The following is a 24207-nucleotide window of genomic DNA, read 5'->3' on the forward strand; positions in this document are numbered from 1 at the left end:
CATCATGCCTGATTGACCATCGGCCGCAATGCGCCGGCGCATGGTAAAGCAGTTTTGCGGCAGCGCACCGTTTATTGCGTCAAATCAATTGGAAAACCGGCGCAATTGAATGATAATTCATTCTTGATAACATTTACATTGAGCAATATCGAAAGTAGTGCGGTTTGTTTCAACGTTCTTCTCCGGCTTTGATAAAAGCAATATTGCCAGAAAAGAATATTGATGCTAATTCAGCCTGCTGTCGTTAGGCTCGGACAGGCTGGTGTCGCCGCTATACTGCTGACCTCGTGCCAGGCCAAGACGCTCTGGCATCCGTTTTCGACTTTTAATACTGAATCCGCTTATGAAAATTACCATTATCGGCACTGGCTACGTTGGCCTGGTTTCCGGCGCCTGTTTTGCCGATGTCGGCAACACGGTCTTGTGCCTTGACGTCGACGCCAGGAAAATCGACATGCTCAACGCGGGCCAGATTCCCATCCATGAGCCGGGTCTGGACAAGCTGGTTGCCAGCAATGCGGCGGCTGGACGGATTCTGTTCACCACCGACTATGACCGCGCCGTCGCGCATGCCGAAGTCATCTTCATCGCGGTCGGCACGCCGCCCGACGAGGACGGCAGCGCCGACCTGCGCCATATCCTGTCGGCGGCCCGCAGCATCGGCCAGCGCATGACACGGCCCATCGTCGTGGTTGACAAGTCCACCGTTCCGGTCGGCACCGCCGACCAGGTGCGCGCGGCCATCGCCGAGGAACTTGCCAAGCGGGACGTCAAGATCGACTACAGCGTGGTCAGCAACCCGGAATTCCTGAAGGAAGGCGCGGCCATCGACGACTTCATGCGGCCGGACCGCATCGTCGTCGGCAGCGACGACCCGCAGTCGACCAGCATCATGCGCAAGCTGTATGCCCCATTCAGCCGCAACCACGACAAGCTGATCCACATGGATGTGCGCAGCGCCGAGCTGACCAAGTATGCGGCCAATGCGATGCTGGCCACCCGCATCAGCTTCATGAACGAACTGGCCAACCTGGCCGAACTGCTGGGCGCCGACATCGAGGCAGTCCGCATGGGCATCGGTTCTGACCCGCGCATCGGGCCGCATTTCCTCTACGCCGGCATGGGCTATGGCGGTTCCTGCTTCCCGAAGGACGTCAAGGCGCTGCTCAAGACCTCGGTCGACCATGGCCGGCGCCTGCATCTGCTCAATGCGATCGAAACGGTCAATGAGGAACAGAAGGCGATCATGTTCGACAAGATCGTCCGCCATTTCGGCAGCTTCCAGGAATTGCGCGGCAAGACCCTGGCGCTGTGGGGCCTGTCCTTCAAGCCCAACACCGACGACATGCGCGAAGCGCCCAGCCTGGTACTGATCAGGAAGCTGCTCGAAGCCGGCTGCCAGGTACGCGCTTACGACCCGGTAGCTTCCTCGGAAGCACGGCGCCTGCTGTTGCAGGAACACGGCGAGGAAGCATTCGGCCGCCAGATCACACTGTGCAGCAATGCATGGGAAGTTGTGGAAGGCTGCGACGCGCTGGCCCTGGTCACGGAATGGAAGGAATTCCGTTCGCCTGACTTCGAGCGCCTGGCCAAGACGCTGCGCGGCCGCGCCATCTTCGATGGCCGCAACCTGTACGACCCGGCCACGGTAGCCGATGCCGGACTGGCCTATTACGGCATCGGCCGGCGCGGCCAGGCCGACGCGCGATGACGCAGCACACCATCCTGGTGACAGGCGCTGCCGGCTTTGTCGGCAGCTTCGTCGCCGCCCGACTGGCCGACATGGGGCACCGCGTGGTCGGCTGCGACAACTTCAACGACTACTACGATCCGCAGCTCAAGCACGACCGCGTTGCGGCGCTGCTGGCGCCGCGGGGCATCGCCTGCCAGCGGTTGGAATTGTCGGACAACCAGCAGGTGGCAGCGCTGTTCGAGTCGGTGCGGCCCACGCACGTGGTGCATCTGGCGGCCCAGGCAGGCGTGCGCTATTCCCTGGAAAACCCTGCCGCCTATATCCAGTCCAACCTGGTCGGTTTTGCCAACATGCTGGAAGCATGCCGCCGTCACCGTACCGCCCATATGGTGTACGCCAGCAGCAGCAGCAGCGTCTATGGCGCCAACACCAAGGTGCCGTTTGCGGAGTCCGACCAGACCGACGCCCCGGTGTCGCTGTATGCCGCCACCAAGAAGTCCAATGAGCTGATGGCCTATTCCTACAGCCATCTTTACGACCTGCCCCTGACCGGCCTGCGCTTCTTTACGGTGTATGGTCCCTGGGGCCGGCCCGACATGGCCTATTTCAGCTTCACCCGCAAGATCGTCAACGGCGAGCCGATACCGGTCTTTGCCGGAGGTGAACTGGAACGCGACTTCACCTATATCGACGACATCGTCGAGGGCGTGGTGCGGCTGCTGTTCAAGCCGACGCCGGCCACAAGCGGACGTGCGGCGCATGCGGTGTTCAATATCGGCAATCACCAGCCGGTGCGGGTGATGGAGTTCATCGCCACGCTGGAACAGGCGCTGGGATGCAAGGCAGTGATTGACTTTCAGCCGATGCAGCCGGGCGATGTGCCGGCGACCTATGCCGATACCGACAGGCTAAGGGACTGGGTAGGTTTTGCGCCGGCCACGCCATTGGCGCAGGGATTGGCGGAATTTTATCGCTGGTATGCGCAGTGGTCCGCCAGCCGGGCTGAAAGCTAGAGGAAGACTGACCAACCGACCAGGACGATCCCGGAGGAACAGGTATAAAGGCGCACGAACCTGTGGCAGTCCGCGCGCCGGATCACGTCATGGAGCACGGGTCCGCGAATGCTTTTCTGAAGAACGGCAAAGCGCCTTACGCCTGCAACCCAGGCGACAAAAGCACGCTGTGACACGCTGAAAAGAAGAGGGAAAGCCGTATGCGCAGCGAACCGAAAATCGCCAGGCATGCGGACCCTTCACGGCCCTGCTACACGGCCGAGGCATGGAGGAAGCGGTATCGACGGGATGGGATACCCGTCGCTATCCATGGCATGCCATGGATAGCGGCAGATATCAGGCAGCAGCCAGGCTATGCGCCGGCGTCTCCTCCAGGCAGTTGCGCAGGAAGGCCTCGAACATCATCACGGTATAGATCGGCGCGGTGTAATCGCGCCGGCCGGACTGATGCTGCTCCACCATGTCCTGCAGGAAGCGCATGTTGAAGATGCCGGTGGCGGCCAGCGTGGGGCCCAGCAGGGCCTGCTTCACGCGCTCGCGCAGCGGTCCGCGGAACCAGCTTGCCAGCGGAATCGAGAAGCCCATCTTGTCCCGGTACAGCACGTCATGCGACAGATGCGGCTCCAGCGACTTCTTCAGCAGGTACTTGCCTTCCTGGCCGCGCAGCTTCAGCGACGATGGCACGCCGGAAGCCCATTCCACGAATTCATGGTCCAGCAGCGGCACCCGCACTTCGAGCGCATGGGCCATGCTGGCGCGGTCGACCTTGGTCAGGATGTCGCCCGGCAGCCAGGTCTTCATGTCCACGTACTGGATCAGCGACAGCGGATCGTCGGTCGGGCTGTCGGCCGCATGGCCGCGCATGACCTCGATGGCGCTGTAGCCCTGCAGCGAGCGCTTGAAGCCGTCGGAGAACAGCTGCGCCCTGACCCGGTCAGGCATCACCGACACGCCATGGAAATAGCCTTCCACCAGGTCGCGCGCGAGCGCCTCGAACGTGGTCTTGGCGCGGAACATGCGCGGCGCCCAGTCCGCTTTCGGATAGACATTGCCGAGGAAGCCGAACACGGGCTTCCTGAGCGAGGACGGCAGCACCGAGCGCACCCGCTGTTCCGCCATCGCATACCGGTAGCGCCGGTAGCCCGCGAAATTCTCGTCGCCGCCATCGCCGGACAGGGCCACGGTGACGCGCTTCCTGGCCAGCTCGCAGACCCGGTAGGTGGGAATGGCGGAGCTGTCGGCATACGGCTCGTCGTACAGGCGCGCCAGCGTGTCGATCAGGCCATAATCGTCCTTGTCGACCACCTCGCGGTAATGCGTGGTCTTGTATTGCCGCGCCACTTCGGCGGCATATTCCGACTCGTCATAGGCCTGGTCGTCGAAACCGATGGAGCAGGTGCTGACCGGCTCGTCGCTCATGCCGGCCATCATCGCCACCACCGCGCTGGAGTCGACGCCGCCGGACAGGAAGGCGCCCAGCGGCACATCGGCCACCGTGTGGCTCTGCACTGCGTCGCGCAGCTTGACGATCAGTTCCTGTTCGGCGTCCTCGGCCGACATCGGCGCATGCGGCTTGAACGGCACATCCCAGTATTGCTTCTGTGCCGGCAGCGTGGTCGCGCCGGCCTTCAGGGTCAGCATGTGGCCCGGCTGCAGCTTGAAGGCGCTCTTGAAAATGGTGCGCGGCTCGGGCACATAGCCGTAGGCGAAATAGTCCTCGACCGCATGCGGGTCGAGTTCGCGCGACAGGCCCGGGATCGACATCAGCGCCTTCAGCTCCGAGCCGAACAGGAACATGCCGTCGGCCAGCAGCGCGCAATACATTGGCTTGATGCCGAGCCGGTCGCGCGCCAGGAACATGGTCTGCTTGTTGCGATCCCACAGCGCGAAGGCGAACATGCCACGGAAGCGCTGCACGCAGGCCTCGCCCCACTCTTCCCAGGCATGCACGATGACCTCGGTGTCGCAGCGGGTGCGGAAGGTGTGGCCCAGGCCGGTCAGCTCGTCCATCAGCGCGACGAAGTTGTAGATCTCGCCGTTGAATACCAGCACCACGCTATGGTCTTCATTGAACAGCGGCTGCTGCCCCGACGACAGGTCGATGATGGACAGCCGCCGATGGCCGAAGCCGATGCCCGCCTCGCGATGCACGCCGCCCTCGGTCGGGCCGCGGTGATGCTGGGTTTCATTCATCCGCGTCAGCAGTTGCAGGTCGATGTCGCGCATCTGGCGCATATCGAAGATTCCGACGATTCCACACATAGTCAGGCCTTGCTGGTTCTGGTTTTCATTGCGCGCAGGGTGTCGTACAAGCCGGCATAACCGGCCACCATGGCGGCGATACTGTTGCTCTTCTCGACCCGCTCGCGGCCGGCGGCGCCATGGCGCGCGGCGAGCTGCGGGTCCTGCACATAAACGGCCAGCGCCCTGGCCAGCGCGTCGGCGTCGGACGGCGGCGGCATCAGGCCGGTCACGCCTTCCTGCACCACTTCGGGTATGCCGCCCACCCTGGATGCCACCACTGGCAAGCCGCATGCCATGGCTTCGAGGATGGTAACCGGCGTGCCCTCGGCAATCGAGGGAAGCGCGAACACGTCGAAGTCGGACATCAGCTGCGCGATATCGGTGCGCGAGCCCGGGAGCCACACCACATCCTGCAGCCCGCTCGCGTTCACCTTTTCCCGGATGCGCGGCAGCAGCGGGCCATCGCCGACGATGGCCAGGCGCAGCCGGCCGGCATGGTCGGGCAGCATTTCCCGCAGCCGGATGAAGGCGTCGATCAGGCCGCTGTGGTTCTTCACATCCTGGACGCGGCCAACCGTGCCGATCACGAACTCGCGGCGCGCATAGTCACGCTGGCGCGGCGCGAAGCGCTCGGTGTCGACACCGTTGGCGATCAGCAGGGTCTTGGCATCCGGCACGCCGACCACCTGGCGCAGCCAGCGCTGCAGGTCGTCCGACACCGGGATGTAGCGGTCAATGAAGGGCGTCACGCCACGCCGCAGCAGGTTGTGCTTGCGGTTCAGGCCATGCGGGTCGGCCGCATCGCGGCCATGCTCGGCATGCACCCGCACCGGCACGCCGGCCAGCGCGGCGGTGCATGCATATTCCACCGCGGCCAGGTTATAGCTGTGCAGCACGGCCGGCTTCAGCTGGCGCAACAGCTTCCACAGCTTCAGGTGGGTGCCCAGCGCCAGTCCGGGCGGCTTGTCCAGCGCAATGATCTGCACGTCATCGCGGCTGATCTTCCTGGCAAACTCGGTATAGCCGGTCAGGCAGACGACCGCATGCCGGTACTGGCGCGCCGGCATGCGGTTGATGCATTCGGCCACCAGGGTTTCCAGCCCGCCAAAGTCGAAGCGGTAGATCAGATGGACGACCAGAGGCGCGGCATTCATCGCATCGACACCATCAGTGCGGCCGGTTTGCATTCAGCGTCGCCTCCAGCGAGGGCAGCTGCGCCGCAATGAAGCTGCGCAGCGCGGCGCGGGCAGCGTCCGGGTTTTCATCGTGGCGGGCATAGACCAGGATGCCTGCGCCATCGTCGCCGCGCATCAGCAGGCGCTCCTTGGCCTGCAGCAGCTTGCCCAGGTAATCATTGGCGGTGAATCCGCCATCGATCCAGTACCACTGCCAGGCCACCAGCGCGCCGTCCGGGCCGCGCAGCCGGGTTTCCCTTACCTGCAAGGGCCGGCCATTGATGTTTTCAATGCGCGCAGCCGAGCCGGTGCGGCGCCATGGGTCGGACTCGACATCGCCCACCAGTTGATTGGTCGAGCTGATCAGTCCGGCCCCCTGCGGCTGGTTGCGGTAATAACGCACCATCAGCCCGACCTGCTGGCCGTCCTGCGCCTGCACCTGGTTCAGGGTGGCGGCTGCCTTGTTCAGGCGTGGCGTCCAGGCCGTGAATGATTGTCCTGCGGCCCAGGCCGGCTGCAGGCCAGCCAGGGTGGGCGCAGCCGCCGATTCGTTGGCGCGCAAGGTGAAGCCGGCATACAGGGGCCAGAATGCCAGGCAGGCGACGACGGCCACTGCAGCCGCGGCCACCTGCATCGAACTGGCGGCATTGGCGCCATCGCGGCGCACCGTCTCGGCATCGGCCTCGTCGGCGGCGCTGATGTCCTCGCGCCAGCGGCTGCCAAGCCAGAACATGATGAACATCACCAGCCCGAAGAACAGCCAGCCATAGATGATGTGGTCCACGCCCGTGGCCAGCTCCATGCCGGACAGATGCCCGATCATCACGATCATGTAGGCGCGCAACCCATTGGCGACGATGGGCACCAGGATGGAGATCAGCACGAACAGCAGTTGCCGCTTGCGCGACCGGTAGGTCAGGTAGGCATACAGGCAGCCCAGCGTAAAGGAGGCAATCAGGTAGCGTACGCCGCTGCAGGCTTCCACCACCGACCAGTTGCCGGTGGGGATGGAAAAATTGGTGCCGTCGCGCAGCACCGGAATGCCGGTCATCTGCAGGGCCCAGACGGTGAAGTCGGCGGTGACATTGATCAGCGGATCGATGAACACTTCGCCAAACGGCACGGCCAGCAGCACATAGGCCAGCGGAAAGGCAATGGCCCAGGAAATGCGCAGGCCGCATACCACCACCACGGTCAGCGGCAGCATCGCGGCGAACGCATATTGCCGCACTACCTGCACGTCGCCCATCTCTGCCAGCAGCCAGCCGAAGCCGCACACCGCCAGCGACAGCAGCGCCGGCCAGTAGGGCTGCGGCGACATCTGCATCAGCGTTGCGCGCCTCTTCCATATCAGCCACAGGCTGATCGGCAGGATCACATAGCCATGCGCAAAGGTTTCCGAACTGTTCCAGATGGCGACGATGGAGCGGGCCGTGGCCGCATAGATGAGGAACGGCGCAAGCACTGCCACGGCGATGGCGATGGTCTTGAGCATGTCGCGCGGCGCGGCGCGGGTTTCGGTCAGGAGCATGTGGACGCCGTTCTCGGTTGATGGGAAGGAATGTCGAGCAGCGCATCGACCCGCGACATGTTGACGTCCCAGTTATAGCTGGCTTCCACCTGCGCCCGTGCAGCGCGTCCGAGGTCGGCCGGCAGTTCATCGAGGGCGTCGCAGGCCAGGCCGATGAATTCGCTGGCATCGCTGGCCAGCAGCAGATCGCGGCCGGCCTGCGCGCTGATGCCTTCCAGTGCCTGCGGCGATACGATCACCGGCTTGGCCATGGCCATCGCTTCCAGCACCTTGTTCTGTATGCCGCGCGCAATGCGCAGCGGCGCCACCGACAGCTGCGCATGGGCCAGATACGGACGCACATCGGGCACGGTGCCCGTGACATGAATGCCGGGCCGTTGCCCCAACGCCTGCACCTGCGGCGTCGGCCTTGAGCCGACGATATAGAAGCGCGCCTGCGGATGCCGCTGCAGGATGGCAGGCAGCACCTCGTCGGCAAACCACTGCACCGCATCGACATTGGGCCAGTAGTCCATCGCCCCGGTGAACACCATCACCGGGCCGCCTTCCGGGTAGGGATTGTCGAAGTCATGCATCGGCGAGAAATAGCCGCTGTCCACGCCATTGCTGAACCAGCCGATGCGGGCGTCGCTTTCCGGCGCCAGGCCGGAGAACAGCGCCGCTTCCTGCGCGGAGACGAACAGCGAAGCATCGAATTCCCTTGCCACGCGGCGCTCGTAGCGCAGCAGCTGCCTGCCCTCGCGGGCATACACCCGGTTCATCGGCCATGACTTCTGCACCGCATACTGGCTCCACTTGGCGGAGTCGACATCGACGAAGTCGATCACCTTGCGCGCATAGCGCTGCGGCTCGACGAACTGCGCCATCACCGACGAGAACACCAGCACCCGCGATACCGGCAGCTTGCGATGCAGCCGCGCCACCCATTCCGACAGGGAGCGGCTGCGGTAATAGTCCAGGCTCAGCGGCCGGTTCGCCAGCAGCGCGGTCGCGCTCATGATGCGGGCGCGGCGGCTGTCCAGCTTCACGAAATGGGTTTCGCCACAGAGCTTCTTGACCGCGTCGACGTACTGCCAGTCGTCGGGGTCGTCGATGAACGTGCCCAGGTGCACCTGATAGCGCTCGGACAAGTGCCGCAGCAGATGATAGGAACGGATCTTGTCGCCCTTGTTGGGCGGGTAAGGAATCCGGTGCGCCAGGTAAAGGAGATGCTCCACGGTTCAGCCCAGGTTCTTGACGATATGCGGGCCGATGAGGTTGGCAAGCGCGATCGGCATCTTCTGCCAGGTGCGTATCATCAGCTGGTACTTGGGATTGAGCGGATTGGTGTCCGGCACCTCGGTCGCGCGCACCAGCTTGTACTCGTAGTGCAGCGGCGTCGGCTCGAAGCCCCAGTTCTTCTTGAAGTCGTGCGAGCCGGTGCCCTTCTTGCTGCGGCCGAAATCGAAGATGCGATAGCCGCGGGTACAGGTGCGGCGCATCAGCTCCCAGTACATGAAATCGTTGCCGGCCACCTCGCGCGCTTCCGGCATGCCGCCGCCATAGTAAGGCAGCACCTCGTCCCGGAAATAGAAGCTCATCACGCTGCTGATCAGCTTGCCATCCTTGACGATGGTCATCACCTCGCAGTCGTCGCCGAAGGTTTCCTTGAGCAGCCGGAAGTACTTCTTCGAAAAGACCGGCGTGCCTAGCCGGTGCACGCTCGTGGAATAGGCGGTGAAGAAGCGGTCCACGTTGGCGTCGATCTCGCTGGCCAGCCCCGCCTTGATGCCCTTGCGCACCATGGCGCGCTGCTTGCGCGGGATGGCGTTCATGTTCTTTTCCGGGTCCGCGTCCATCTCCTTGCGGAAGGTGACGTAGAGGTCCTTGGCATGCCAGTCGGCATGGCGCGGCGCGACGTTGTGGTATTCCAGGTGGCCCACCTGCAGCTTCGCCGCCAGCGCCTGCGCTTCGCGGTCGAGCGCTTCGGCCACCGCGGCGGAACTGGCGGCCGGGCCGCCGTAGACGCAGAACGGCAGCGAACCCAGGGAATGCCCGAACAGGCGGCTCTTGATTTCCGCCAGCGGCAGCACGCCCTCGATGCGGCCATCCACCTCCGCCAGGTAGAAATAGGTCTTGTGGCCGAAAGCCTGCTCGATCACCTTCTGCCAGCCGGCGCGGTGGAAGAAGCTGGCTTCCGGGCAGTTCAGCACGAATTCGTCCCAGCGGGCCGCATCCTGCGGCTGCATCAGGCGGATATGGGGCGCGGCCTGTGCGGCGTTGGCCCGGGCGCGGTCCTGCGATGCTTCGATAATGGCGCTCATGATTTATGCAAGAAAATGTTGTCCATGCGATCCCACTGGAAGTCGCGGGTCAGTGCCCGCAGACGGGTTTCCATGCGATCCAGATTGACGTAATGGCGGAACCGGGTCTTGAAGCCCACGCCATGCTGGCGCGGCTGTCCCGGATCGATTTCCCATGGGTGAAAATAGAAGATGCCGGCCTGTTTGTCGTCGCGGTTGACCTTGTCGATGAACCAGCGCGACAGCGCATACGGGAAGAAGCGGAAGTAGCCGCCGCCGCCCGCCGGGAAATTGCGGTCCATCACCCGCACTGTGGTGATCGGCACTTCCAGCAGGCCATCCTCGCCATTCGGATAGAACGCAAAGCGCGGCGCGTCGGGCATGCCGTAATGGTCATGCTGGATCGGATAGATGCTGGAGCTGTAGCGGTAGCCGGCGTTGCGCAGCGTGTCCAGCGCCCACAGATTGCGGGTGCCGATGGAGAAGCTGGGCGCGCGGTAGCCCAGCACCTGCTGGCCCGAGATGTCTTCCAGCAGCGCCTTGCTGCGGCTGATGTCGTCGCGGAATTCCTCGGCGCTCTGGTCCGAGGCGCGCAGATGCGCATAGCCATGGCTGGCCAGTTCGTGGCCGCCATCGACGATGGCGCGCACCACCTGCGGATAGCGCTCGGCGATCCATCCCAGCGTGAAGAAGGTGGCCTTGACGTCACGCTCCTTGAGCAGGCCGAGTATGCGCTCGACATTGCGCTCGACGCGGCAATCCATGGTGTTCCAGCTTTCGCGCGGTATGTGCGGCGCAAAGGCCGAGACCTGGAAATAATCCTCGACGTCGATCGTCATTGCGTTGCGTATCGGGCCCGTAGGGCGGCCAGTTGCGTGGCCTGCCGCGTCGGACTGTGTCGTGCCTGTCTGCATGGTGTACTCCTGTTCCCCGCCACTGGCGCTGGCGCCGGACCGGGAGCTGTTTGAATCGGGTTCAGATCTTGGATGTGGAGATCAGCCGCTTCAGCACATCCAGCACCGAGGTGACCGAGCGCTCGATCTTGGAGAGCCTCTCGTCAAGAAGCTCCATGCTCTCGGCCGTGGTGTCGGCAAAGCCGCGCGGCATGCCGCCCGTATAAGCGGGCAAGGCGTTCATTTCCGGCGGTGGCGGCGTGAACTCCTCCTGGATATCCTTGATGACTTCGCCCACCTCCTCGGCGCCGAACTGATGCAGTTCCTCGAGGTAGCCCATCAGGAACAGCCTGTCGCACAGGGTGTTGATCTTGCGCGGTATGCCGCCGGAATAATCGTAGATGGCCGCATAGGCTTCCGGCGTGATCACGGGATCGCCCTTCCAGCCCGCCGTCTGCAGGCGGTGCTCGATATAGGCCTGCGTCTCGCCGGCATCCATCGGACCCAGGTGATAGGTGGCGATCACGCGCTGGCGCAACTGCTGCATGTCCTCGCTGTGCAGCGTGCGGCGGAATTCCGGCTGCCCGAGAAGGAAGGTCTGCAGCAGCGATTTCTCGTTGGTCTGGAAGTTCGACAGCATGCGCAGCTCTTCCACCGTCTGCGGCGTCAGGTTCTGCGCTTCATCCACCACCAAGAGCACCCGCTTGCCCTGCTTGTCGCTATAGCGCAGGAATTGCTCGAACCGGGCCAGCAGGCCGGTCTTGCTCGGGTCGTCGAATGGCAAGCCGAAGGCGGCCACCACCGAGCGCAGCGTATCGTCGGAGCTCAGGTGGGTGTTGACGATTTGCGCGGCAATGATGCGGTTCGATTCGAGCTTGCGAAACAGGTTGCGCACCAGCGTGGTCTTGCCGGCACCGACTTCGCCGGTGATGACGATGAAGCCCTCGCCTTGCGAGAGTCCGTATTCGAGATAGGACATGGCGCGCTTGTGGCCTTTGCTGCCGAAAAAGAAATTCGGGTCCGGCCGCAACTGGAAGGGCTTGGCATGCAGCCCGTAAAAAGATTCATACATCGATTCAGTCTCTCCGCTATAACCGCATGGTCAAGTAGGCCGAGATCGCGTTTTCGCGGAAATCGGTTCCCGTCTGGCTATACGAGCCCTGGTAGCGGCGCAGCTCGACCGTGCCGGTGGTTTTCGGCGACAGCTGATGCGACAGGCCCAGCGTGACGAGCGTGTTGTCGTCGGTGCGGTTGCTCAGCAGCGAGGTGGTGCGGTAGTAACGCGCATTCAGGTTCATCGAGGTCAGCGGCGTCAGGCGCAGGTTCCACAGGCCGCTGATGCCGCGCTGGCGCGACTCGTCGATGAAGAGCTGGTTGCTGGCGGTGAACAAGCCGGCGTTGTCGGAAACGCCCGTCTGCGGACGGCGCAGGGTGTTATAGACCGACACCAGCACCGTGGACTTGCCGGTATTGAGCGCCACCGAGCCCTGCAGCCGCTTCTGCAGGAAGAAACGGTTGGACAAGCCGGCATTCGGGTTGGCCAGGGTTGCCGGCAGATTGGTGGCGCGGATGAACGCCTCCACTGCCTGCGCGCGCGCCGTCGGATCCGCGATCGTCGCGGAAAACACCTGATCCAGGAAGGCCGTGGTGCTGATTGATCCGGAATCGACCAGCTGCTGCTGGGTGGTGGTGATGTCTTCGTTGTAGCTCAGGTTCCAGGTGGTATAGCGGCTGCGATGAACGCCGTTCAGGCTATAGGCATTGCCATAGAAACGGCGTCCGGCAGTAGCAGCCAGGCTGGTGCGGGACGACGGCTTCCAATCGAAGCCGACGCTCCATGATGCGCCCTTCGGACCGTCGTTGATGCTCTGGTAGGTATAGCGCTCATAGCCGGCCGAGCCGGTCAGGCTGAACTGGTCGGTCATCTTGTAGCGCGCTACGCCATTGAGATAATCATTGTCGACTGAACTCAGCGAGTTATAGCTGCTATGGCGGCGCGAAGCCATCACATCCCAGCCCACGACGCGGAAGGCATCGCCGCTGTTGACCACCAGATTGAGCAGGTCACTGTTGTAGTTCGCAAAGCCGCCGGTATCGCTGCTCACGCCCTGATGGGTATAGCGCGCTTCGGCCTGGGCCAGCGAACCGTAGCGCTGGCGAACATAGGGGCTGATCGAATACGTCCGGACTTCGCTGCGGTTATTGATTGCATAGCTGCTGTCCAGCGCCTGCGGCCCGTACGGCGAAGTGCTGAGGTTGTTGATGCTGGCGTTGCCGTCGACGAACAGCAGGTCGTCGACCAGTTGCGCGGTGCCGCGGGCATTGAGGTAGTTCTGCAGATTGCTGCTGCCGGCATCGTTGTTGTAGAGGATGCCACGGGCCTGATAGGTGGCCTGGAACTGGGAACGGCGGCCGGTGCCGCTGAGCGCAAAGCCTGGCATGACTTCCGTGACGAATGCCGACTGCTCACTGCCGGTTGGCGCCAGCCGGATGTTGTCGCTATAGGTTTCACGCAGCGTCAGCGTGGGGGTAAAACGCACATCAGCCGCCAGCGCGGGCGCCGCCTGCATGCCCAGCACGGCCAGTGCGGCCAGCGCCGCGGGACGACGCACGAATTCTTTACATGTGGAACGCGCCATCAGTTGTATCCATACCCATAGCTGTTGCCGGAAAACGCCTTGGTCTTGTTGTACACCAGGCTGACGTTGTTATCGCTGCCGAGCTGGCGCAGCGCATCTTTCACCGCATGCTGGGTCGTGGTTTCTGCCTCGACCACCATCACGATCTGTCCCATGTGGCTGGCCAGCACCTTGGCCTCGGTCGTCATCAGGAGCGGGGGCGAATCGAAGATCACGATACGGTCAGGGTAGCGGCGCGCAATGTCGTCAAGCAGGTTGCTCATCGACAGGCTGGCCAGCAGCTCGGTGGAATTCTTGTGGGGCTGGCCCGCGGGCAGAATGCGCAGCGTGTCGACATTGGTGCGCAGCATGACGTCCGACAGATCGAGCTTGTCATTGAGCAGCACATCCATGAGGCCTTCGGTGGCTTCAATGCCGAGATAGCGCGGCACCGACGGGCGCGCCACATCGGCGTCGACCAGCAGCACGGTATGGTCCATCTCCATGGCAATGCTCATTGCCAGATTGATGGCGCAGAAGGTCTTGCCCTCGCCTGGCAGCGCACTGGTAACCATGATCAGGTTGTTGTGGCGTTCCACGCCGCCGCCCTTGGACAGCGCATGCTTGATCAGGGGACGCTTGATCATCCGGAATTCCTCGGCCACCGGCGTGCGTCCGCCTTCCGGCGTCACCATGCCCAGCCTGTGCAGCTGTTCCAGGTTGATCTCCACGCGCCGGCTCGGCTGGCCGCTGGGCTGCCGCATCTCGGGCATGGGCTCATGTTGCGGCGCATAGGCAACCGCCGCTTCCACCACGGGATCGTGGTGACCGAAGTCGCGGGCCAGCGGGTTGTCGATGTCGTGTACGGGTGGCTTGTCCACCTTGTTGCGGTCAAGCCGGCCAGCGGCTTTTTCAATAATGCTCACGCTTTCTCCCAATCGTATTCAATGCAATGCATCCGAAGCTGTTGCAGCGCGGCCAGGCCGCGCTGATATCGTCGTCAGGCCGTTAGCAGCATGCGCGCCATCACCCCGGCATACAGCGTGATCAGCACCGCCAGGGAAGCGCCGAAAGCGTAGAAACTGCGCTTGCGCTTTGCCCTTTCATGGTCGGTCCAGTTCATCGAGACCGAACCCAGAATAGGCAGACCGGTCGATTCGCGCAGCCCATGCTGGCTGAGATAGGTCGGACGCAGCTGGCTCATCAGCAGCGCGATCGCAATGCCGGCAATCAGGGCGCCGACGAACACCAGGGAGGCCAGGCGCAGACGGTTCGGGCCGGCCGGCGTCAGTGGCACGGTTGGCGGATCCACCACGCGGAACTTCACCATGTCGGTGGTGTTGGACAGGTCGCCGGACAGGCGGGCCGACTCGCGCCGCGCAACCAGCTGGGAATAATTTTCCTTGTTGACCTGATAGTCGCGGTTGAGCTGTGCCAGCTGGGTTTCGAGCTCGGGCCCGTTGACGCTCTGCGTCTTCAGGCGATCGTAACGTGCGGTGTATTCATCCACCCGGGCGCGCATCGATGCCACCCGTGCCTCGGCCGTCGACAGCGACACATTCAGCTGCTGCAGCATCGGGCTGTAATTGGCGCCACGGTCGCCACCCGGCTTGGCGGTTTTCGCGTCCTCCGCCCGCTGGGTTTCCAGCTGCTTGATCAGGCGCTTAGTGGAAATGATGTCCGGATGCTGCTCGGTGAACTGCATGCGCATCGTATCGAGGTTCTTCTGCAGCGTCAGGATGCGGGCGTCCAGCTCAGGATTGACCGCCACCGCGCCATTCGGTCCGGTGCCATTGCCATAGATCTGGGTCTGGATCGCATTGCGCGCCTGCTCCGCCTCGCGCAGATCGAGGCGCGCCTGGTTCAGCGCATCGCTTGCGGCCTGCACCTGGGTGCCATAGTCGCCGCCCTGTGGCAGCGAGCCGCTGTGCTTGATCTTGAAGTCCTTCAGCGCATTCTCGGCCGCCACCAGCTTGGCTTCATAATTCTTGATCTGCTCGTCCAGGAACTGGATGGCCTTGTCGGAATCGTTCTTCTTGTCGCCAAAACTGCCTTCGACAAAGATTGTCAGCAATGACTGCACCACGTCCTTGGCCACCCGCGGATTCTCGTTGCTGTAGGAGAGCGTGTAGATGTCGTCACGGCCGGTGCCAACGATCTTGATCTGCTTCATCAGGTCGTTGAGCAGCTCCTCCTTTTCCTTGGGCGTCTTGGCCTTGATGTCGAGGTCCACCATGCGCATGACCTTTTCCACATTGGGACGGCTCAGCAGGGTGCGGCTCATGATGGACACCTGCTGCTCGACATTGGGCAGCGTGGTCATGCCGGCCATCAGCGGCTTCAGGATGCTCTGGGTGTCGACAAAGACACGGGCGGATGCCTGGTAATCGTCGGGCAGCGTATAGACGCGTACCCAGCCGGCCAATGCTACCGCCCAGGCCACGATCACAGCGTGCCACCGGTATTTCCATACGCCCTTTAACAGGAAGAGCACCTGGTTGATCGTTTCTTCCATTTCTACCTCTCCATCTATCTGCCGCTAACCGACGTTCCCTTGGTTTTCATATTGCATTGCCGCATGACCATTGCGGATGATGAAAAACCGGAACAATGGGTGAAATTATACGTTTGCCACCAAGGCGCGACTTAACAAACCTCTGTTATTTAAACAATCTGCGCCGCAACATTATGGCCATTTACAAAACGATCGGGGATGTTGAATCAATCCGTAACAATTTATTTTAAGCAATTTTTCTGCTTGCATACGGAGTTTATTTCTTTACAGGAAGGGCCGCCTTGTCCTGAGTCGTGTTCCGTTGCCGTGCATCGACCGTTCAATGCAGCCCTTCATGGCTGTTTCGAGTTCTATTAGAAGAAGCTTTCCGGTATCACCAGAATGTCGCCTGGACGCATCGCCGCGTTTGCCGACAGGTCGCCGCGCTTGATCAGGTCATTCAGTCGTACCGAATAGGTCTGCTGTTTTCCATCCACATTACGCACGATGACCGCGCGATTTCCAGACGCAAACTCGGTGACGCCGCCGACTGCGATCAGCACATCCATCAGCGACATGTTTTCACGGTATGGCAGGGCCTGCGGCTTGGCTGCCTGGCCGATCACGCGGATTTGCTCGCTGTAGGGACCGACGAAACCGGTCACGATCACGGTAACGATAGGCTGCTGGATATATTTCTCCAGCGACTTTTCCATGTCGCGGGCGAGCTGGGTCGCGGTCTTGCCGCTGGCATTCATGTCCTGCACCAGGGGCGTGGTGATCTTGCCATCCGGACGCACCGGCACGCTCAGGGAAACTTCCGGGTTGCGCCAGACAGTGATGTTGACCGTATCGCCGGGGCCGATCAGATACTCATGCTTGGGCGACTCGGTGCGGTCGGCCGACAGGGATGGATAGTCCGGCGTGGTCACGCAGCCGGTCAGGGCCAGCATTGCGCCGATCAATGCGACACTGGCGGTCCGCCTGATGAGATGGTCTTGTTTGAACTTCAATTGGTCTTCTCCTTGCTTTATGGGTAAATGCGCTCCGGGCGGATGCGGCAGGAAATCTGGTTGGGCTGTGAAGAGAAACGAAACTTGCCGTTCTGTTACGCGCGGTTAGCATGCCATAAACAAAAAAATTGGCATAGAGTAATTTTGTATTTTCGGCCACTTTCTGAGGACGATCAAAGCAAGGCCTCGCCAATTGAGGCCTTGCATTACCGCAACTTATTGCAACTTGCCAAATACAATGGCTAACGATCAGTTCTTGACGACATTCACAAGATCAATAGTTGTGTCTGTCAGGAAAAATTGCGCCACGTTGCTTGCCGGTGCGCCAAGCGGATAGGTCCTTTGTCCGCTGTATTTCACATTGCGCCCGAGGATCGGATCAAACCATACCGTCACTTTCTGTTGATATCCCCGTCCTGGAAGACGTGTATCGGTACTATTGCTGACTACCGTATTAGTTTCTATGCGGAATGCCTTGAATACGCCACCAGCAGTGGTGACCTGTTCGTAGGCGCCGACAGTTGCACTGAACGTCTCAAGCTGGCTATCGGTGGCGCAAGTAGTCGTCCAGTTGCTGTTATAGACTTTGCCTTGGAACAGCGGGAACTCCAGTAGTTTCTCTTCCGGATTGAAACGCGCATCCTTGCAGCCGTTCGGATCGTTCGCTGTTGCCTGATAGCCGACGCGATTGCCACGGCTATTGAAATTCACGATGGACATGACCGTCGGTCCCGGATTCACAAATTCCTCATTCCAGCCAGTTGCTGTAACTGCAGTGACGACGTGCGTGGATAGTGGAAATGGCACTGTGGTTCCAGCCAATGTCTTGTCCGTTTCAGCGTAGGTGAAACGATCGCCGACTTTGGGAGTGACTGCTCCGAAGCTTGTATCGCTGCTGCTGACCGTAATGGTTACACCGGCAGTATTCAGAGGATTGGTCGACTGTGCAAACACCCTCTTTGCAATCGTATGCTGAGAAGTGGTGAACCGAGCGCGGTAGTTGGTCGCCGTATTGGCGAGCACTTCTGCACTGGCGACGCCATTGTCGGTGGTAAGCACCGTGGACGGCGCGGAAGCGATGATCTCCACATCCTGCCCAGTGGTAAGGCCCAGTACCTTGCTTTCGCCTGGCTTGACGACGAAGTTGGGAACATCCACGCCATTAATCCGCGCTGTAAGCTGATACGCCACGGTCGTATCCCCGCCTCCTCCTCCGCCGCCGCCTCCCCCTCCGCAAGCCACAAGGGATGCGCCCAGGAACGTAATGGTCAGTAATTTTAGTTTCATGGTTGTCTCTTTTTCCGAAAAAGTGTCTGCGATCTCGTGTTTGAATCGCCTCCCCGCATGCCAGCGCGTTCCGGAGATCGCTCTGTCAGTGCTCAGCGCGGATTCAGTATGTACAGATTTTTTGATACGGACTTGAGGACAAACAATAGACTCTTCGACAACATTTGTATGTGCGGAAACCCGCACAGAAACATTGTCGAAACGCAAATCCGGCAGCAGAAGAAACAGGAGGAAACAAAAAAGCCGACCTGTTCCGGTCGGCTTTTTCAGGCAGGTGTGCTGCTAGATTCTGGTAGGCGCGAGTGGATTCGAACCAATGACCCCTACCATGTGAAGGTAGTGCTCTAACCAGCTGAGCTACGCGCCTGGCGAGTCAAGAAGAGGATGGAGGCGGGGGTCGGGATCGAACCGGCGTACACGGCTTTGCAGGCCGCTGCATAACCACTTTGCTACCCCGCCATTGACTCAATGACTGTACTGCCTTGCTGCTTTCGCCACCGTGCATTTCGTTGCAGCACGTTGACGAGGCGTGATTATACGCATTTCTCGACAGACGTACAGCCCAGGCAGGCATTTTTATTCAGACAAGAAAGCATCTGTTTTATTCGATGCTAAAACGCCCCGCCAATCCATGTATGCGGCCAGCCAAAAACAAAAAAGGAAGCCCTTTCGGACTTCCCTTTCCAATCTGGAGCGGGAGAAGAGTCTCGAACTCTCGACCTCAACCTTGGCAAGGTTGCGCTCTACCAACTGAGCTACTCCCGCATTTCATTTACTACTACCGACCGCGCTGCATCGGCCCTGCATTTCCAAAACCACTTATTACAACATGGCTCCAGAGATAATCTGGAGCGGGAGAAGAGTCTCGAACTCTCGACCTCAACCTTGGCAAGGTTGCGCTCTACCAACTGAGCTACTCCCGCATTTTTTCGAGCCGCCACTATAGACGATTCAGTAAATTTTGCAAATGGGAATCTTCAAAAAATTTCTTTTGATCCACTTGCCCCCGGTTTTTTCCGTAAAAAAAGAAGCCGTGAGGCCTCTTTCTAACGATACTTTGGAGCGGGAGAAGAGTCTCGAACTCTCGACCTCAACCTTGGCAAGGTTGCGCTCTACCAACTGAGCTACTCCCGCGTCACTGGAGAAGCCAGCATTATAGAGATTTGAAGTTGTGTGTCAAGCACGCATCATTTTATTCCGGATGATTGGGCCCGCTCGGTTGCCAGTATCAGCGGCCACGCCTTGCGCAGGTAGTAAAACATCGACCACACGGTAAGGACCGCGGCGATCACGAGCAGGATCTGGCCCCAGAAACCGGTGTCGATCGCGCCGAACAATTCCCCGTAGTACAGCAGCATCGGGATCGCCATCATCTGGGCAGTCGTCTTGATCTTGCCGATGGAGCTGACCGCCACCGACTTGGAGGCGCCAATCTGCGCCATCCATTCGCGCAGGGCGGAAATGGCGATTTCGCGGCCGATGATGATGAAGGCCAGGATGGAATCGGCGCGGCCCAGCTGCACCAGCAGCAGCAAGGCGCCGGCTACCATCAACTTGTCGGCCACCGGATCGAGAAAGGCGCCGAAGGCAGATGTTTCATTCCAGCGCCTTGCCAGGTAGCCGTCGAACCAGTCGGTGACGGCGGCGGCAATGAAGATGACGGTGGATGCCACACCCTTGTCAAAGAGCGAGATCCAGCTGTCCGGCAAGTAAAACACGCCAACGATCAGGGGAATCATGGCGACGCGCAGCCAGGTGAGCAGAATCGGAATATTCAGCGGCATAAGTCAGTTCTTGTTGTAAAGGTTGGCGGCGCGCGAACGCGGTAGCGGCGCAGGCCGTAATTTAATGGAGTTGCCGGTAAATGTCTTCCGCAAGCTGACGTGAAATGCCTTCGACGGATGCCAGGTCCTCGACGCTGGCAGCCATGACGCCGCGCAGGCCGCCGAAACGCGCCAGCAGTTTCTGCCTGCGTTTGGCGCCGATGCCTTCGATTTCCTCGAGCCGCGAGGTCTGGCGCGCCTTGGCCCGCTTGGCGCGCATGCCGGTAATGGCAAAGCGATGCGCCTCATCCCGGATCTGGGCAATCAGCATTAGCGCCGCAGAATCGCGCCCCAGTTCCTGCGGCACGCGGCCGTCGGCGAAAATGAGTGTTTCCAGGCCAACCTTCCTGCCCTCCCCCTTGGCCACGCCGACAATCTGGCTGATGTCCAGCCCGAGCTCCTCGAATACCTGGCGCGCCATCTCCACCTGTCCCTTGCCGCCGTCAACCAGCACGACGTCCGGCATCACGCCGTCACTATTGGCGACTTTCTCATAGCGGCGCATCAGCACCTGGCGCATCGCCGCATAGTCGTCGCCGGGCGTGACATCGTTGATGTTGTAACGGCGGTATTCGCCGTTCTGCATTGCATGATGATGAAATACCACGCAGGAAGCCTGGGTTGCCTCGCCCTGGGTGTGGCTGATGTCGAAGCATTCGATGCGCAGCGTTTCGATATCATCGCTCTCCAGCGCCAGCGCCTCCACCAGCGCCCGGGTGCGCGCCTGCTGCGAGCCCTGCTCGGACAGCAACCGGGCCAGGGCGATTTCGGCGCCCTTCTGCGCCATCTCCAGCCACTGACGGCGCTGGCCCTGCGGCTGGAACACCAGATTGATGCGATGGCCGCATTGCTCCATCAGCGCCACCATCAGTTCGGGCTCGTTCAGTTCCATGTTCAGCACCAGTGTGGCCGGAATGAACTTGTCCAGATAATGCTGGGCCAGGAAGGCCTTCAGCACTTCCTGCTCCACCGGCTCGTCGCTGGCATTCATGCCGTGTTCCAGATGCAGCGGGAAATAGGCGCGGTCGCCCAGATGCCGGCCGCCGCGCACCATCGCCAGATTGACGCAGGCGCGGCCGCCCTGCACCAGCACCGCGATGATGTCGATGTCGGCATCGCTGCCGGTTTCCATGGTCTGCTTCTGCAGCACCCGGGACAGCGCGCTGATCTGGTTGCGCACCGCCGCCGCCTGCTCGAAGTTCAGGTCGGCCGCATACGCATGCATCTTCTGCTCGAGGCTGGCCATCAGTTCACTCTGGCGCCCGCGCAGGAAGTTGGCGGCATTCTCGACGTCGGCCGCATAGTCTTCCTTGCTGATCAGGTTCACGCACGGTCCGCTGCAGCGGTGGATCTGATGCAGCAGGCAGGGCCGGGTCCGGTTCGCAAAGACCGAATCCTCGCAGGTACGCAGCAGGAAGATCTTCTGCAGGATCTGCATCGACTCCTTCACCGCCCAGGCGCTCGGGAAAGGCCCGAAATACTGGTTTTTCTTGTCCACCGCGCCGCGGTAGTAGGCCATGCGCGGATAGTCCTGACCGGTGAGCTTCAGGTAGGGATAGGATTTGTCGTCGCGGAACAGGATGTTGTAGCGCGGCTGCAGCGTCTTGATCAGATTGTTTTCCAGCAGCAGCGCTTCGGCCTCGCTGCGGGTCACCGTGGTTTCCATGCGCGCAATGCGCTCGACCATCATCGCCGTGCGCGGACTCGAATGGGTCTTCTGGAAATAGCTCGATACACGCTTCTTCAGGTCGCGCGCCTTGCCGACGTAGAGCAGATTGTTCTCGCTGTCGAAATAGCGGTACACCCCGGGCAGATGCGGCAGCTTGCTGACCGTATCGAGGACGACGGCGCGTGGATCAGGGGTGGTCTGGTCGGACATCATTCATCAACAAATCTGGGCCGGAATCGGGAAGCGCCTTTACATGGCGCGAAGGGACAGCGCGAGTTCGCGCGCGGCCTGATAGCGCGCATCCTGCTGCAATGCCTCCCAGGTGGGGGCGCTGCCGCGCGCCAGCAAGCCGTCGATGCGCGCAGCCGATCCTGCGCTGCCCGCATCGGCCGGCAGTTGTGACAGCAACTGGTCGGCCTTGTCCGGCGAATTGCAGATCAGGACCATGTCGCAGCCGGCATCCAGGGCCGCCCGCGCCGCGTCGGTCACGCTGCCGGCAACGCTGGCGCCTTCCATGCTCAGGTCATCGCTGAAAATCACGCCCTGAAAGCCAATCTGCTGGCGCAGTATCGTCAGCCAGCGGTGCGAGAACCCGGCCGGCTGGCTGTCGACCTGCGGATAAATCACATGCGCCGGCATCACGGCAGACAGGCTCATGCCCAGCCAGTCGTAGGGCATCGCATCCCTCGTGATGATCTGTTCCAGGCTGCGCTCATCCACCGGCACCGCCACATGGGAGTCTGCGGCGACATAGCCATGCCCCGGAAAATGCTTGCCGCAATTGGCCATGCCGGCCAGCGCCAGGCCGTGATTCAGGCTCCTGGCCAGTTGCGCCACCGCGCGCGGATCCTGGTGCAAGGCCCGGTCGCCGATGACGCTGGAACCGCCATAGTCCAGATCGAGCACCGGGGTAAAGGACAGATCGACGCCACAGGCCCGCAGTTCGGAAGCAAGCACGAAACCGACCGCGGTGGCGGCCCGCGCCGCCGCTTCGGGGTCTTGGTCCCAGAGCTGGCCCAGAACACGCATTGCCGGCAAATGGGTGAAGCCGTCGGTACGGAAACGCTGCACCCGTCCGCCTTCATGGTCGACGGCGATCAGCACGCCCGGCCGCACCGCATGGATGGCGCTGGTCAGCGCGCACAGCTGCGCGCGGTCCGTGAAGTTGCGGGCAAACAGGATCACGCCGCCCGTCAGCGGATGGCGGATGCGACGCGCATCGTCCTCGGTGAGCGTCAGGCCCACCACATCCAGCATTACCGGTCCGAGCCGGTTGGCTGCCGCCGGCGATTGGTTTACTGCACTCATGCGTTTTTCTCCACGATCACGAAGGCCACCGCGTAATCGGCCTCGTCTGTCAGCGTTACCTGCGCGCTCAGGCCATTGTTGTCCATGTATTCTTTCAGCACGCCATTGGCGACGGCAATCGGCCGGCCGCTGGGCGCATTCAGGAATTGCACACCGCGCCAGGTCATGGGCATGCGCATGCCCAGGCCAATCGCCTTGGAAAAGGCTTCCTTGGCGGCGAAGCGGGTCGCCAGGAAACGGATGCCGCGCACCGCAACCTTGCCACGCCGGCGCAGGTATTTGGCATATTCCTCCGGGCCGAGTATGCGTTGCGCAAAGCGGTCGCCGTTCCGGGCCAGCGCCGCCTCGATCCGGCTGATCTGGATGATGTCGGTGCCGATCCCGTAGATCATGACGCAAGGCTGCCGCGCCGGGCGGCAACCATGATGGCTTTCATGTCGCGCACCGCCTTCTGCCAGCCATCGAACACCGCCTGGGCAACAATTGCATGCCCGATATTCAATTCGGCAATTTCAGGAATTGCCGCGATTGCCTGCACATTGGTGTAATGCAAGCCGTGGCCGGCGTTGACCTTCAGGCCATGGCGGATGCCGTGCGCCACGCCTTCGCGGATGCGTTCCAGTTCCTGCTGCTGGCTGTCGGCCCCGGCATCGGCATAGCGACCGGTATGCAGTTCGATGACGGAGGCGCCCGCTTCCGACGAGGCCGCGATCTGCTCCCCGTCGGCGTCGATGAACAGGCTGACCCGTATGCCTTCGGCCTGCAGCTGGCGTATCGCCGCCTGCACCGCAGGGAAGTAGCGGCGCACATCCAGCCCGCCTTCGGTGGTGACTTCCTCGCGCCGCTCCGGCACCAGGCACACATCCTGTGGCCGTATGGAGCAGGCAATGTCCAGCATTTCCTGCGTCACCGCGCATTCGAGATTCATCCGTGTGATCAGGCGCGGACGAATCGCCTGTACGTCGGCATCGCGGATGTGTCGGCGGTCTTCGCGCAGGTGCAGGGTGATCAGGTCGGCGCCGGCTTCCTCGGCCAGCAAGGCGGCCCGCAGCGGGTCGGGATACACCGTGCCGCGCGCATTGCGCACCGTGGCGACGTGGTCGATATTGACGCCCAGTTCAATGACCTGACTGGCCGGTTGCAGATAACTCATGGAAACGAATC

At 61.6% G+C, this 24207-nt stretch carries 19 protein-coding genes and 5 tRNA genes; 2 read left to right on the plus strand and 22 right to left on the minus strand.

Features of this window, described 5'->3' with window-relative positions; translation table 11 throughout:
* Window positions 1–343 precede the first annotated feature (343 nt).
* Together KTQ42_RS07305 and KTQ42_RS07310 are read left to right on the plus strand one after the other, a co-directional pair.
* The gene (locus tag KTQ42_RS07305) at window positions 344–1711 is read left to right on the plus strand and encodes a UDP-glucose/GDP-mannose dehydrogenase family protein (protein ID WP_217344915.1); all 1368 of its coding nucleotides are present in this window, start codon (window positions 344–346) and stop codon (window positions 1709–1711) included.
* On the plus strand, window positions 1708–2706 hold the full coding sequence (locus tag KTQ42_RS07310) for an NAD-dependent epimerase/dehydratase family protein (RefSeq protein WP_217344916.1): 999 nt from the start codon (window positions 1708–1710) through the stop codon (window positions 2704–2706). Before KTQ42_RS07305 ends, KTQ42_RS07310 begins: the two co-directional genes overlap by 4 nt.
* A 336-nt stretch (window positions 2707–3042) precedes the next feature.
* Here the strand turns inward: KTQ42_RS07310 and KTQ42_RS07315 are convergent, their stop codons facing one another.
* From KTQ42_RS07315 to pdxJ, 22 genes are all read right to left on the minus strand, one after another.
* Window positions 3043–4968: an XrtA/PEP-CTERM system amidotransferase gene (locus KTQ42_RS07315; RefSeq protein WP_217344917.1), complete on the minus strand. Its 1926-nt coding sequence runs from the start codon at window positions 4966–4968 to the stop codon at window positions 3043–3045.
* Window positions 4969–4970: 2 nt separating this feature from the next.
* A complete protein-coding gene (locus KTQ42_RS07320; RefSeq protein WP_249222674.1) occupies window positions 4971–6137 on the minus strand; it encodes a TIGR03088 family PEP-CTERM/XrtA system glycosyltransferase in 1167 nt (388 codons plus the stop codon).
* Window positions 6118–7656: an exosortase A gene (gene xrtA / locus KTQ42_RS07325; RefSeq protein ID WP_249222675.1), complete on the minus strand. Its 1539-nt coding sequence runs from the start codon at window positions 7654–7656 to the stop codon at window positions 6118–6120. The genes KTQ42_RS07320 and xrtA overlap by 20 nt, the downstream gene beginning before the upstream one ends.
* Complete coding sequence (locus KTQ42_RS07330; RefSeq protein ID WP_217344918.1) at window positions 7647–8873, minus strand: TIGR03087 family PEP-CTERM/XrtA system glycosyltransferase; 1227 nt, start codon at window positions 8871–8873, stop codon at window positions 7647–7649. The genes xrtA and KTQ42_RS07330 overlap by 10 nt, the downstream gene beginning before the upstream one ends.
* Window positions 8874–8876: 3 nt before the next feature.
* On the minus strand, window positions 8877–9959 hold the full coding sequence (locus KTQ42_RS07335; RefSeq protein ID WP_217344919.1) for a FemAB family XrtA/PEP-CTERM system-associated protein: 1083 nt from the start codon (window positions 9957–9959) through the stop codon (window positions 8877–8879).
* A complete protein-coding gene (locus KTQ42_RS07340) occupies window positions 9956–10777 on the minus strand; it encodes an XrtA system polysaccharide deacetylase (RefSeq protein ID WP_249222886.1) in 822 nt (273 codons plus the stop codon). The genes KTQ42_RS07335 and KTQ42_RS07340 overlap by 4 nt, the downstream gene beginning before the upstream one ends.
* Window positions 10778–10913: 136 nt before the next feature.
* Entirely contained in the window at window positions 10914–11903 is a 990-nt protein-coding gene (locus KTQ42_RS07345) for an XrtA/PEP-CTERM system-associated ATPase (protein ID WP_217344921.1), read from the minus strand.
* 16 nt (window positions 11904–11919) lie between these two features.
* The gene (locus tag KTQ42_RS07350; protein WP_217344922.1) at window positions 11920–13470 is read right to left on the minus strand and encodes a TIGR03016 family PEP-CTERM system-associated outer membrane protein; all 1551 of its coding nucleotides are present in this window, start codon (window positions 13468–13470) and stop codon (window positions 11920–11922) included.
* Entirely contained in the window at window positions 13470–14375 is a 906-nt protein-coding gene (locus tag KTQ42_RS07355) for an XrtA-associated tyrosine autokinase (RefSeq protein ID WP_349292130.1), read from the minus strand. Before KTQ42_RS07355 ends, KTQ42_RS07350 begins: the two co-directional genes overlap by 1 nt.
* Window positions 14376–14449: 74 nt before the next feature.
* Complete coding sequence (locus KTQ42_RS07360; RefSeq protein ID WP_217344923.1) at window positions 14450–15964, minus strand: XrtA system polysaccharide chain length determinant; 1515 nt, start codon at window positions 15962–15964, stop codon at window positions 14450–14452.
* Window positions 15965–16317: 353 nt separating this feature from the next.
* Window positions 16318–16896, minus strand: coding sequence for an XrtA/PEP-CTERM system exopolysaccharide export protein (locus KTQ42_RS07365; protein WP_217346856.1), 579 nt, complete (start codon window positions 16894–16896; stop codon window positions 16318–16320).
* A gap of 309 nt (window positions 16897–17205) precedes the next feature.
* Window positions 17206–18243, minus strand: coding sequence for a hypothetical protein (locus KTQ42_RS07370; RefSeq protein WP_217344924.1), 1038 nt, complete (start codon window positions 18241–18243; stop codon window positions 17206–17208).
* Window positions 18244–18533: 290 nt separating this feature from the next.
* A tRNA-Val gene (locus KTQ42_RS07375) sits at window positions 18534–18610 on the minus strand.
* An 18-nt stretch (window positions 18611–18628) separates the two neighbouring features.
* A tRNA-Cys gene (locus KTQ42_RS07380) sits at window positions 18629–18702 on the minus strand.
* 230 nt (window positions 18703–18932) lie between these two features.
* Window positions 18933–19008, minus strand: a tRNA-Gly gene (locus KTQ42_RS07385).
* A gap of 82 nt (window positions 19009–19090) precedes the next feature.
* A tRNA-Gly gene (locus KTQ42_RS07390) sits at window positions 19091–19166 on the minus strand.
* A gap of 135 nt (window positions 19167–19301) precedes the next feature.
* Window positions 19302–19377: transfer RNA gene (locus tag KTQ42_RS07395), tRNA-Gly, on the minus strand.
* Between the two features lie 53 nt (window positions 19378–19430).
* Window positions 19431–20027, minus strand: a complete 597-nt coding sequence (gene pgsA / locus KTQ42_RS07400; RefSeq protein WP_217344925.1) for a CDP-diacylglycerol--glycerol-3-phosphate 3-phosphatidyltransferase — start codon at window positions 20025–20027, stop codon at window positions 19431–19433.
* A 61-nt stretch (window positions 20028–20088) separates the two neighbouring features.
* On the minus strand, window positions 20089–21945 hold the full coding sequence (gene uvrC, locus KTQ42_RS07405) for an excinuclease ABC subunit UvrC (RefSeq protein ID WP_217346857.1): 1857 nt from the start codon (window positions 21943–21945) through the stop codon (window positions 20089–20091).
* A 39-nt stretch (window positions 21946–21984) separates the two neighbouring features.
* Window positions 21985–23043: a beta-N-acetylhexosaminidase gene (gene nagZ / locus KTQ42_RS07410; protein WP_249222676.1), complete on the minus strand. Its 1059-nt coding sequence runs from the start codon at window positions 23041–23043 to the stop codon at window positions 21985–21987.
* Entirely contained in the window at window positions 23040–23435 is a 396-nt protein-coding gene (gene acpS / locus KTQ42_RS07415; protein WP_217344926.1) for a holo-ACP synthase, read from the minus strand. Before acpS ends, nagZ begins: the two co-directional genes overlap by 4 nt.
* A complete protein-coding gene (gene pdxJ, locus KTQ42_RS07420) occupies window positions 23432–24196 on the minus strand; it encodes a pyridoxine 5'-phosphate synthase (RefSeq protein ID WP_217344927.1) in 765 nt (254 codons plus the stop codon). Before pdxJ ends, acpS begins: the two co-directional genes overlap by 4 nt.
* Window positions 24197–24207: the final 11 nt, after the last annotated feature.

It is taken from the genome of Noviherbaspirillum sp. L7-7A (assembly GCF_019052805.1).
In the GTDB taxonomy this organism is placed as follows: Bacteria; Pseudomonadota; Gammaproteobacteria; order Burkholderiales; family Burkholderiaceae_D; genus Noviherbaspirillum_A.